Source organism: Pseudomonas sp. DrBHI1, from assembly GCF_002205115.1.
GTDB classification, from domain to species: Bacteria; Pseudomonadota; Gammaproteobacteria; order Pseudomonadales; family Pseudomonadaceae; genus Aquipseudomonas; species Aquipseudomonas mosselii.
Genome location: NZ_NIBE01000068.1, coordinates 44,903 through 55,922 on the forward strand (window position 1 = coordinate 44,903; position 11,020 = coordinate 55,922).

Here is an 11,020-nt window from a genome sequence, read left to right on the forward strand (position 1 = left end):
CGTGTCACTGATCGCTTCCGACCAATTCCGCATCGTTGTCGGCCTCGGCAAGAGCGGCATGTCCCTGGTTCGCTTCCTGGCGAACCGGGGCATTGCCTTTGCGGTCGCCGACACCCGCGAGCAACCGCCGGAACTGGACACCCTGCGCCGTGAGTACCCGCAGGTGGAAGTGCGCTGTGGCGAGCTCGACGTGGACTTCCTGTGCCGGGCCAACGAGCTGTACGTGAGCCCCGGCCTGGCCCTGGCCACGCCTGCCCTGCAGCAGGCCGCCGCGCGAGGGGTGAAGCTGTCGGGCGACATCGAGTTGTTCGCCCGCCACGCCAAGGCACCGATCATCGCCATCAGCGGCTCCAACGCCAAGAGCACCGTCACCACCCTGGTCGGCGAAATGGCCGCCAAGGCAGGCAAACGTGTGGCTGTCGGTGGCAACCTCGGTACCCCGGCCCTCGACCTGCTGGCCGACGATGTCGAGCTGTACGTGCTGGAGCTGTCGAGCTTCCAGCTGGAAACCACCGACCAGCTCAACGCCGAAGTGGCCACCGTGCTGAACATCAGCGAAGACCACATGGACCGCTACAGCGGCCTGCCGGCCTATCACCTGGCCAAGCACCGGATCTTCCGCGGTGCCCGCCAGGTGGTGGTGAACCGTCAGGATGCCCTGAGCCGCCCATTGCCGGTCGAAGGCCGGCCGAGCTGGAGCTTCGGGCTCAACGCGCCGGACTTCAAGGCCTTTGGCCTGCGCGAAGTGGAGGGCGAGAAGTACCTGGCGTTCGAATTCCAGACGCTCATGCCGGTGCGTGAGCTGAAGATCCGTGGCGCCCACAACCAGAGCAACGCCCTGGCCGCGCTGGCTCTCGGTCATGCCGCCGGCCTGCCCTTCGCGCCAATGCTCGACGCCCTGCGCGAGTTCAAGGGCCTGGCCCATCGCTGCCAGTGGGTGCGCGAGCGCAACGGGGTGAACTGGTACGACGATTCCAAGGCCACCAACGTCGGTGCCGCCCTGGCTGCCATCGAAGGCCTGGGCGCCGATATCGAAGGCAAGCTGGTACTGATCGCGGGTGGTGATGGCAAGGGCGCCGACTTCGCTGCCCTGCGCGAGCCGGTGGCTCAGCATTGCCGTGCCGTCGTGCTGCTTGGCCGTGACGCCGAGCGTCTGGCTGAAACCTTGGGTGATGCCGTGGCGCAGGTCCGGGTCAAGACCCTCGACGAAGCCGTGCAGCGTTGTGCCGAACTGGCGCAGCCGGGCGACGCTGTCCTGCTGTCGCCTGCCTGCGCCAGCCTCGACATGTTCAAGAACTTCGAAGAACGCGGGCGCCTGTTCGCCCAGGCGGCGGAGGGGCTGGCATGATCTTCGGCATCCTCAAGCCGTATCCGTCGCCGCTGATCAGCGGCCGTGGCATCGACCTCGACTTCCCACTGCTGGCCGGCTGCCTGGCGCTGCTCGGCCTGGGCCTGGTGATGATCACCTCGGCCTCCTCGGAGGTGGCCGCGGTGCAGTCGGGCAACCCGCTGTACCACATGATCCGCCACCTGGTGTATGTCTCCCTCGGCCTGGGGGCCGGGGTGTTGACCATGCTGGTGCCGATCGCCACCTGGCAGCGCATGGGCTTCCTCATGCTGATAGGCGCCTTCGGTCTGCTGGTGCTGGTGCTGGTGCCAGGCATCGGCCGCGAGGTGAACGGTTCGATGCGCTGGATCGGCTTCAGCTTCTTCAACGTGCAGCCGTCGGAGATCGCCAAGGTCTTCGTGGTGATCTACCTCGCCGGCTACCTGGTTCGCCGGCAGACCGAGGTGCGCGAAAGCTGGATGGGCTTTTTCAAGCCGTTCATCGTGCTGCTGCCGATGGCCGGCCTGTTGCTGATGGAGCCAGACTTCGGCGCCACGGTGGTGATGATGGGCGCCGCGGCGGCCATGCTGTTCCTCGGTGGGGTGGGGTTGTTCCGCTTTTCGCTGATGGTGGTGCTGGCGGTCATTTCGGTGGTGGTGCTGGTCCAGGCCCAACCGTACCGCATGGCGCGACTGATCACCTTCACCGACCCCTGGTCCGACCAGTTCGGCTCCGGCTATCAGCTGACCCAGGCGCTGATCGCCTTCGGCCGCGGCGAGTGGCTGGGCGTGGGCCTTGGCAACAGCGTGCAGAAGCAGTTCTACCTGCCCGAGGCGCACACCGACTTCGTGTTCTCGGTGCTGGCCGAAGAGCTCGGCGTGGTCGGTTCGCTGCTGACCATCGCGCTGTTCGTCTTCATCACTGTGCGCGCGCTGTACATCGGCCTGTGGGCCGAGAAGGCCAAGCAGTTCTTCGCCGCCTACATGGCCTTTGGCCTGTCGTTCCTGTGGATCGGCCAGTTCCTGATCAACATCGGCGTGAACGTCGGCCTGCTGCCGACCAAGGGCCTGACCCTGCCGTTCCTCAGCTACGGCGGCAGCTCACTGGTGATCTGCTGCGCCTGCGTGGGGCTTTTGCTGCGGATCGAGTGGGAGAGCCGCACGCACCTGGGCAGCGAGGAGCACGAATTCAAGGAGAGCGATTTTGCCGAGGAGACCAGCCATGGCCGCTGACGGCAAGAACATCCTGATCATGGCGGGCGGTACCGGGGGGCACGTGTTCCCGGCCCTGGCCTGCGCCCGCGAGTTCCAGGCCCGTGGCTACAGCGTTCACTGGCTGGGCACCCCGCGTGGCATCGAGAACGAGCTGGTGCCTCAGGCCGGCCTGCCGTTGCACCTGATCCAGGTCACCGGCCTGCGTGGCAAGGGCAAGCTGTCGCTGCTCAAGGCGCCGTTCACCCTGGTCAAGGCCGTGCTGCAGGCGCGGCGGATCGTGCGTCAGCTCAAGCCGGTCTGCGTGGTCGGCTTCGGCGGCTATGTGACCGGGCCCGGCGGTGTTGCCGCCCGGTTGTGCGGGGTGCCGCTGGTGATCCACGAGCAGAATGCCCGCGCCGGCACCACCAATCGCCTGCTGCTGCCGTTGGCCGCGCGTGTCTGCGAAGCCTTCCCGGACACCTTCGCCGCCAGCGACAAGCTGCGTACCACCGGCAATCCGGTGCGTCCGGAGCTGTTCATGGACGCGGCGCGCGCGCCCCTGGCCGAGCGCCGTGTGCGCCTGCTGGTCATGGGTGGCAGCCTGGGTGCGGAACCATTGAACAAATTGTTGCCTAAGGCCCTGTCCGAAGTGCCGGAGAACCTGCGCCCCGAGGTGTTCCACCAGGCCGGGAAAAACCACGCCCCGGTCACCGCCGAGCGTTATCACGAGGCAGGTGTCGAGGCCCAGGTCGAACCGTTCATCAAGGACATGGCCCATGCCTATGGCTGGGCCGATATGGTGGTGTGCCGGGCCGGCGCCCTGACCGTCAGCGAACTCGCGGCGGCGGGCCTGCCCTCGATGCTGGTGCCCTTGCCCCATGCCATCGACGACCACCAGACCCACAACGCCCAATACCTGGCTCGCGAAGGCGCCGCCTTCCTGATGCCACAAGCGACTACTGGCGCAGCGCAGCTCGCTGAACGCCTGAACGAGGTGCTGATGCAACCCGAGAAACTCAATGCCATGGCCGGCACCGCCCGCCGCCTGGCCAAACCTGGCGCAACCAGCACCGTGGTCGATATCTGCCTGGAGGTGGCCCATGGTTGAGAGCCAGAAAGCCATGCCCCAGCCAAAGATGGGCCGTATCCGTCGCATCCATTTCGTCGGCATCGGCGGCGTGGGCATGTGCGGCATCGCCGAAGTGCTGCTGAACCTGGGCTACGAAGTATCCGGTTCCGACCTGAAAGAGTCGCCGGTGACCGAGCGCCTGCAGTCGTTCGGCGCGCAGATCTTCGTCGGCCATCGCGCCGAGAATGCCGCCAACGCCGATGTGCTGGTGGTGTCCAGCGCGATCAACCCGGCCAACCCGGAAGTCGCCACCGCTCTGGAGCGGCGGATTCCCGTGGTGCCGCGTGCCGAGATGCTTGCCGAGCTGATGCGCTATCGCCACGGCGTGGCCGTTGCCGGCACCCACGGCAAGACCACCACCACCAGCCTGCTGGCCTCGGTGTTCGCCGCCGGCGGCCTGGACCCGACCTTCGTCATCGGCGGTCGCCTGACCGCGGCCGGCACCAACGCGCAACTGGGCACCAGCCGCTACCTGATCGCCGAGGCCGACGAGAGCGACGCCAGCTTCCTGCACCTGCAGCCGATGGTCGCCGTGGTCACCAATATCGACGCCGATCACATGGCCACTTACGAAGGCGACTTCAACAAGCTGAAGAAGACCTTCGTCGAGTTCCTGCACAACCTGCCGTTCTACGGGCTGGCGGTGATGTGCCTGGACGATCCGGTGGTGCGCGAGATCCTGCCGCAGGTCAAGCGCCCGACCGTCACCTACGGCTTCAGCGAAGAGGCTGACATCCGCGCCATCAACGTGCGTCAGCAGGGTATGCAGACTCACTTCACCGTGCTGCGCCGTGACTGCGAGCCGCTCGAGGTGTCGGTGAACATGCCGGGCAACCACAACGTGCTCAACGCCCTGGCCACCATCGCCATCGCCACCGACGAAGGCATCAGCGACGAAGCCATCGTCCAGGGCCTGTCGGGCTTCCAGGGCGTCGGTCGACGCTTCCAGGTCTACGGCGAGCTGCCGGTCGACGGTGGCAGCGTGATGCTGGTCGACGACTACGGTCACCACCCGACCGAGGTCGCCGCGGTGATCAAGGCCGTGCGTGGCGGTTGGCCGAGCCGCCGCCTGGTGATCGTCTACCAGCCGCACCGCTACAGCCGTACCCGCGACCTGTACGACGATTTCGTCCAGGTGCTGGGCGATGCCAACGTGCTGTTGCTGATGGAGGTCTACCCGGCCGGCGAAGAGCCGATCCCCGGCGCCGACAGCCGCCAGCTGTGCCACAGCATCCGCCAGCGCGGCAAGCTCGATCCGATCTACATCGAACGTGGCGCCGAGCTTGCGCCGCTGGTCAAGCCGCTGCTGCGCGCCGGCGACATCCTGATCTGCCAGGGTGCCGGTGATGTCGGTGGCCTGGCCCCGCAATTGATGAAAAGCCCGCTGTTCGCAGGCGCCAAGCAGGAGAAGTCGAAATGACCAGCGCCTACGACAAGTTGCACTCGACCCTGGACGTCAAGGCCTTTGGCCGCGTCGCTGTGCTGTACGGTGGCAAGAGTGCCGAGCGTGAGGTTTCCCTGAAATCGGGCAAGGCAGTGATCGAGGCGCTGACCAACGCTGGTGTCGACGTCGTCGCCATCGACGTCGGCGACGACCTGCTGACCCGCCTGCAGAGCGAGAAGATCGACCGCGCCTTCATCATCCTCCACGGCCGTGGCGGTGAGGACGGCAGCATGCAGGGCCTGCTCGAGTGCCTGGGGATTCCCTACACCGGCAGCGGCATCCTCGCCTCGGCGCTGGCCATGGACAAGCTGCGCACCAAGCAGGTGTGGCAGAGCCTGGGCATCCCCACGCCGCGTCACGCCGTGCTGGCCAGCGAGCAGGATTGCGTGGCCGCCAGTGCGGAACTGGGCTTCCCGTTGATCGTCAAACCCGCCCATGAAGGTTCGAGCATCGGCATGGCCAAGGTGAACAGCGAGCAAGAGCTGGTCGCCGCCTGGAAAGACGCCGCCAAGTACGACTCGCAAGTGCTGGTCGAGCAGTGGATCCACGGTCCGGAGTTCACCATCGCCGTATTGCGCGGCCAGGTGCTGCCGCCGATCGCGCTGGGCACCCCGCACGTGTTCTACGACTACGACGCCAAGTACATCGCCAACGACACCCAGTACCGCATCCCTTGCGGCCTGGACAGCGTCAAGGAGCAGGAGCTGATCGACCTGACCGCGCGCGCCTGTGATGCCGTTGGCATCGAGGGCTGGGGCCGTCTGGACGTGATGCAGGACGAGCAGGGCCGGTTCTGGCTGCTCGAAGTCAACACCGCACCGGGCATGACCGACCATAGCCTGGTGCCCATGGCGGCCCGTGCCGCCGGCCTGGACTTCCAGCAACTGGTGCTGGCAATCCTGGCCGACAGCGTAGCGACGAGAGGTTAATAGACATGCAAGGCGCGATGATACGTCAGCAGCCCCCCGTGACCGGCCGTAGCAAGCCGGTGCCGCGTGGTGCCAGCCGACTGGTGGCCGACGAGCCCGTATCGGCGCGCCTGCCACGGCCGAGCTTCGGCGGTCTCAAGCGCCTGCTGTGGCCGGTGCTGCTGGTGGCCGCGGGCTTTGGCGCCTACGAGGGCGCCATCCGCCTGATGCCTTACGCCGACCGGCCGATCACCAAGATCGACGTGCAGGGCGACCTCAGCTACATCAGCCAGCAGTCGGTGCAGCAGCGGATCGCCCCCTATGTGGCGGCGAGTTTCTTCACCGTCGACCTGGCGGCGATGCGCGTCGAACTGGAGCAGATGCCCTGGATCGCCCACGCCGAAGTGCGCCGGGTGTGGCCGGACGAGGTGGTGATCCGCCTGGAAGAACAGCTGCCGGTGGCGCGCTGGGGCGACGAGGCCTTGCTCAACAACCAGGGCCAGGCCTTCACGCCGCGCGAGCTGGCCAACTACGAGCACCTGCCGCAGCTGTTCGGGCCGCAGCGCGCTCAGCAACAAGTCATGCAGCAGTATCAGGTATTGAGCCAGATGCTGCGCCCCATGGGCTTTTCCATCGCTCGCCTGGAGCTGCGCGAGCGAGGCAGCTGGTTCCTGACCACCGGTGCGGGCAGCGCCGGTGCGGGCGTCGAGCTGCTGCTGGGGCGCGACCATCTGGTGGAGAAGATGCGCCGTTTCATTGCCATTTACGACAAATCGCTTAAAGACCAGATCACCAATATCGCCCGCATCGATCTGCGTTATGCCAACGGACTTGCCGTTGGTTGGCGGGAACCGAATGCACCGACGACGGCCCAACCCGCCGTTGCGAAGAATTAGAGAGAGGCAGGACCATGGCAAACGCGCATAGCGGCAAAATGATCGTCGGGCTGGACATCGGCACTTCCAAGGTGGTGGCGCTGGTGGGTGAGGTCGGCGAGGACGGCACCCTGGAGATCGTCGGGATCGGCACCCATCCGTCCCGCGGTCTGAAGAAGGGCGTGGTGGTGAACATCGAATCGACCGTGCAGTCGATCCAGCGCGCCGTCGAAGAGGCCCAGCTGATGGCCGGCTGCCGCATCCACTCGGCGTTCGTCGGCGTGGCCGGCAACCACATCCGCAGCCTGAACTCCCACGGCATCGTCGCCATCCGCGACCGCGAAGTCAGCACCGCCGACCTCGAGCGCGTGCTCGACGCCGCCCAGGCCGTGGCCATTCCGGCCGACCAGCGGGTGCTGCACACCCTGCCGCAGGACTATGTGATCGACAACCAGGAAGGCGTGCGCGAGCCCCTGGGCATGTCGGGCGTGCGCCTGGAAGCCAAGGTCCATGTGGTCACCTGCGCGGTCAACGCGGCGCAGAACATCGAGAAGTGCGTGCGCCGCTGCGGGCTGGAAATCGACGACATCATCCTCGAGCAGTTGGCCTCGGCCTACTCGGTGCTGACCGACGACGAAAAAGAACTGGGCGTGTGCCTGGTGGATATCGGCGGCGGCACCACCGACATCGCCATCTTCACTGAAGGCGCGATCCGTCACACCGCGGTGATCCCGATCGCGGGCGACCAGGTCACCAACGACATCGCCATGGCCCTGCGCACCCCCACGCAGTACGCCGAGGAAATCAAGATCCGCTACGCCTGCGCCCTGGCCAAGCTGGCCGGCGCTGGCGAGACCATCAAGGTGCCGAGCGTCGGCGACCGCCCGCCGCGCGAGCTGTCGCGCCAGGCCCTGGCCGAAGTGGTGGAGCCGCGTTACGACGAGCTGTTCACCCTGATCCAGGCCGAACTGCGTCGCAGCGGCTTCGAGGACCTCGTGCCAGCCGGCATCGTCCTCACCGGCGGCACCGCGAAGATGGAAGGCGCCGTGGAACTGGCCGAGGAAATCTTCCACATGCCGGTACGCCTGGGCGTGCCGCACAGCGTTCGGGGCCTGAGCGACGTGGTGCGCAACCCGATCTATTCCACCGGCGTGGGCCTGCTCACCTATGGCCTGCAGAAGCAGTCCGAGGACCCGTCCCTGACCGGTATCAGCAACAGCAACAGCAGCAACAACAGCTATGGCGATGAACCGAAGGGCCCTGTGCTTGAACGACTCAAGCGTTGGGTCCAGAGCAACTTCTAAGTTTCAAAGCAGTAGTGGTAGGCGCGACAACTAGAGAACTGTAAGGAGAGGGAAAATGTTCGAGCTCGTAGACAACGTCCCGCAAAGTCCGGTCATCAAGGTGATCGGCGTTGGCGGTGGTGGCGGCAACGCCGTCAACCACATGGTCAAAAGCAACATCGAAGGCGTCGAGTTCATCTGCGCCAACACCGATGCCCAAGCGCTGAAGAACATCGGCGCGCGCACCATCCTGCAACTGGGCACGGGTGTGACCAAGGGCCTGGGTGCCGGCGCCAATCCGGAGGTCGGCCGTCAGGCCGCGCTGGAAGACCGTGAGCGCATCGCCGAAGTGCTGCAAGGCACCAACATGGTGTTCATCACCACCGGCATGGGGGGTGGTACCGGTACCGGCGCGGCGCCGATCATCGCCGAAGTGGCCAAGGAAATGGGCATCCTCACCGTTGCGGTGGTGACCCGTCCGTTCCCGTTCGAGGGCCGCAAGCGCATGCAGATCGCCGATGAAGGCATCCGCATGCTGGCTGAGAGCGTCGACTCGCTGATCACCATCCCCAACGAGAAGCTGCTGACCATCCTGGGCAAGGATGCAAGCCTCTTGTCCGCCTTCGCCAAGGCCGACGACGTGCTGGCCGGTGCCGTTCGCGGTATTTCCGACATCATCAAGCGTCCGGGCATGATCAACGTCGACTTCGCCGACGTGCGCACCGTGATGGGCGAGATGGGCATGGCGATGATGGGTACCGGTTGCGCCAGCGGCCCGAACCGTGCGCGCGAAGCCACCGAGGCGGCGATTCGCAACCCGCTGCTCGAGGACGTCAACCTGCAGGGCGCCCGCGGCATCCTGGTGAACATCACCGCCGGTCCCGACCTGTCGCTGGGCGAGTACTCCGACGTGGGTAGCATCATCGAGGCCTTCGCCTCCGACCACGCGATGGTCAAGGTCGGCACCGTGATCGACCCGGATATGCGCGACGAACTGCACGTGACCGTGGTGGCCACCGGCCTGGGCGCGCGCATCGAGAAGCCGGTCAAGGTGGTCGACAACACCCTGCAGACCGCCCAGCAGGCGTACGAGGCCTCCAATCCGGCCCCGGTTCGCCAGGAGCAGTCGGCGGTCAACTACCGTGACCTGGAGCGTCCGACCGTGATGCGCAACCAGGCCCACGCGGGTGCCGCGGCGGCCGCTAAACTCAACCCACAGGATGATCTGGACTACCTGGATATCCCGGCGTTCCTGCGTCGTCAGGCCGATTGATGGAATTTATCAGGGGTATTAGGGTGATTGGTGTTCAGCAAAGGCCGGGTCTGTTATCATCCCCAGCCTTTGTTGATACCTGTTCGCAATTTGCGCTGAAGCGGCCAATGCCATGATTAGACAACGCACCCTGAAGAATACCATCCGTGCCACAGGTGTCGGCCTGCACTCCGGGGAGAAGGTCTACCTGACCCTCAAGCCTGCGCCTGTCGACACCGGCATCGTCTTCCGTCGCGCCGACCTCGACCCTGTGGTCGAAATCCCGGCGCGCGCGGCCAACGTCGGCGAGACCACCATGTCGACGACGCTGGTCAACGGTGACGTCAAAGTCGATACGGTCGAGCATCTGCTCTCCGCCATGGCGGGCCTGGGCATCGATAACGCCTACGTCGAGCTCTCCGCCTCGGAAGTGCCGATCATGGATGGCAGCGCCGGACCCTTCGTATTCCTGATCCAATCGGCCGGCCTGGAAGAACAGGACGCAGCCAAGAAGTTCATCCGCATCCTGCGCGAAGTGACAGTGGAGGAGGGCGACAAGCGCGCCACTTTCCTGCCTTTCGACGGGTTCAAGGTGAGCTTCGAGATCGACTTCGATCACCCGGTCCTCAAGGGCCAGACCCAGAGCGCGGTCGTCGACTTCTCCAGCACCTCGTTCGTCAAGGAAGTCAGCCGTGCCCGCACGTTCGGCTTCATGCGTGACATCGAGTACCTGCGCAAACACAACCTTGCGCTGGGTGGCAGTGTGGAGAACGCCATCGTGGTCGACGAGACCGGCGTGCTTAACGAAGACGGCCTTCGTTCCGATGACGAATTCGTCAAGCACAAGATCCTCGACGCCATCGGCGACCTTTATCTGCTGGGCAACAGCCTGATCGGCGAGTTCAAGGGCTACAAGTCCGGGCACGCGCTGAACAACCAGCTGTTGCGCAAGCTGATCGCTGAAACCGACGCTTGGGAAGTGGTCACCTTCGAAGATGCCAGCACGGCACCGATCTCGTACATGCGCCCTGTTGCGGCCGTGTAAGTTCGAACACTCTCTCTAGTGATTAAGGCCACCTTCGGGTGGCCTTTTTTATTAGGGTGTCAAAAGATGGAGCCAGGAGCGGGCATGACTCTCGATACGTCCGCTCACGCTATCGCGGGGACGTGTATCAGGCTTTGCCCTGCGCGTGTGCCGCCAGACGCTCCAGCGCCGCGCGCAGCTTCGGGTCGCTGATGCCTTCGGCCGAGCCGCGGATGCTGTCTGCGGCAGATTCCGAAAGCTCAGGCCCGTGACCTTCATGTTTTGCCGCCACCAGCGGCGGCTGTACCTTGAACTGGATGCGGCTCAGGTTGGCGAACGCTTCCATGGCTTGCAGCTGGCGTTGCAGGCGCTTTTGCTGGTAGCGCAGGCGGGTGGCCCAATGGCCGTCGGTCACCACCAGCAACAATGTCCCTTCCTTCCAGGAGGCCACGTGGCAGTGCTCGCGGGCGGCCGGTTGCAGCTGGCTTTCCAGCAGGCGCTGCAGGTGCTCCAGGCGTTCGGCCTGGTTGAGCAGCAGGCGCAGGGGCCTGGCCTTGCGCAACAGGTCGGCGGGGGGGCGGGCAG

General features: G+C 65.5%; 10 protein-coding genes. 9 read left to right on the forward strand and 1 reads right to left on the reverse strand.

Features of this window, described 5'->3' with window-relative positions; translation table 11 throughout:
• The first annotated feature begins 1 nt into the window (after nt 1).
• The 9 genes from murD (at nt 2) to lpxC (ending at nt 10,456) form a co-directional block, all read left to right on the forward strand.
• The gene (murD, locus tag CC207_RS15385) at nt 2-1,348 is read left to right on the forward strand and encodes a UDP-N-acetylmuramoyl-L-alanine--D-glutamate ligase (RefSeq protein ID WP_028689741.1); all 1,347 of its coding nucleotides are present in this window, start codon (nt 2-4) and stop codon (nt 1,346-1,348) included.
• Nucleotides 1,345-2,559, forward strand: a complete 1,215-nt coding sequence (gene ftsW, locus CC207_RS15390) for a putative lipid II flippase FtsW (RefSeq protein WP_028689740.1) — start codon at nt 1,345-1,347, stop codon at nt 2,557-2,559. The genes murD and ftsW overlap by 4 nt, the downstream gene beginning before the upstream one ends.
• A complete protein-coding gene (gene murG / locus CC207_RS15395; protein ID WP_028689739.1) occupies nt 2,549-3,628 on the forward strand; it encodes an undecaprenyldiphospho-muramoylpentapeptide beta-N-acetylglucosaminyltransferase in 1,080 nt (359 codons plus the stop codon). The genes ftsW and murG overlap by 11 nt, the downstream gene beginning before the upstream one ends.
• Nucleotides 3,621-5,069: a UDP-N-acetylmuramate--L-alanine ligase gene (murC, locus tag CC207_RS15400; protein WP_028689738.1), complete on the forward strand. Its 1,449-nt coding sequence runs from the start codon at nt 3,621-3,623 to the stop codon at nt 5,067-5,069. The genes murG and murC overlap by 8 nt, the downstream gene beginning before the upstream one ends.
• Nucleotides 5,066-6,022, forward strand: a complete 957-nt coding sequence (locus CC207_RS15405) for a D-alanine--D-alanine ligase (RefSeq protein WP_028689737.1) — start codon at nt 5,066-5,068, stop codon at nt 6,020-6,022. Before murC ends, CC207_RS15405 begins: the two co-directional genes overlap by 4 nt.
• Before the next feature lie 5 nt (nt 6,023-6,027).
• The gene (locus CC207_RS15410; protein ID WP_028689736.1) at nt 6,028-6,897 is read left to right on the forward strand and encodes a cell division protein FtsQ/DivIB; all 870 of its coding nucleotides are present in this window, start codon (nt 6,028-6,030) and stop codon (nt 6,895-6,897) included.
• A 14-nt stretch (nt 6,898-6,911) separates the two neighbouring features.
• Nucleotides 6,912-8,180, forward strand: coding sequence for a cell division protein FtsA (gene ftsA / locus CC207_RS15415; RefSeq protein WP_028689735.1), 1,269 nt, complete (start codon nt 6,912-6,914; stop codon nt 8,178-8,180).
• Nucleotides 8,181-8,235: 55 nt separating this feature from the next.
• Nucleotides 8,236-9,432, forward strand: coding sequence for a cell division protein FtsZ (gene ftsZ, locus CC207_RS15420; protein WP_028689734.1), 1,197 nt, complete (start codon nt 8,236-8,238; stop codon nt 9,430-9,432).
• 112 nt (nt 9,433-9,544) lie between these two features.
• Nucleotides 9,545-10,456: a UDP-3-O-acyl-N-acetylglucosamine deacetylase gene (lpxC, locus tag CC207_RS15425; RefSeq protein ID WP_028689733.1), complete on the forward strand. Its 912-nt coding sequence runs from the start codon at nt 9,545-9,547 to the stop codon at nt 10,454-10,456.
• A gap of 127 nt (nt 10,457-10,583) precedes the next feature.
• On the opposite strand, the gene CC207_RS15430 is transcribed toward lpxC, so the two are convergent.
• Nucleotides 10,584-11,020: DUF721 domain-containing protein (locus CC207_RS15430; protein WP_088852364.1), on the reverse strand; the 437-nt coding region annotated here is incomplete at its 5' end.

Excerpts from the sequence above, each read along its gene's own strand:
- ftsW (WP_028689740.1), top strand. The coding sequence starts at position 1,345 with ATGATCTTCGGCATCCTCAAGCCGTATCCGTCGCCGCTGATCAGCGGC.
- ftsZ (WP_028689734.1), top strand. The coding sequence starts at position 8,236 with ATGTTCGAGCTCGTAGACAACGTCCCGCAAAGTCCGGTCATCAAGGTG.
- ftsA (WP_028689735.1), top strand. The coding sequence starts at position 6,912 with ATGGCAAACGCGCATAGCGGCAAAATGATCGTCGGGCTGGACATCGGC.
- lpxC (WP_028689733.1), top strand. The coding sequence starts at position 9,545 with ATGATTAGACAACGCACCCTGAAGAATACCATCCGTGCCACAGGTGTC.
- murC (WP_028689738.1), top strand. The coding sequence starts at position 3,621 with ATGGTTGAGAGCCAGAAAGCCATGCCCCAGCCAAAGATGGGCCGTATC.
- CC207_RS15410 (WP_028689736.1), top strand. The coding sequence starts at position 6,028 with ATGCAAGGCGCGATGATACGTCAGCAGCCCCCCGTGACCGGCCGTAGC.
- murG (WP_028689739.1), top strand. The coding sequence starts at position 2,549 with ATGGCCGCTGACGGCAAGAACATCCTGATCATGGCGGGCGGTACCGGG.
- CC207_RS15405 (WP_028689737.1), top strand. The coding sequence starts at position 5,066 with ATGACCAGCGCCTACGACAAGTTGCACTCGACCCTGGACGTCAAGGCC.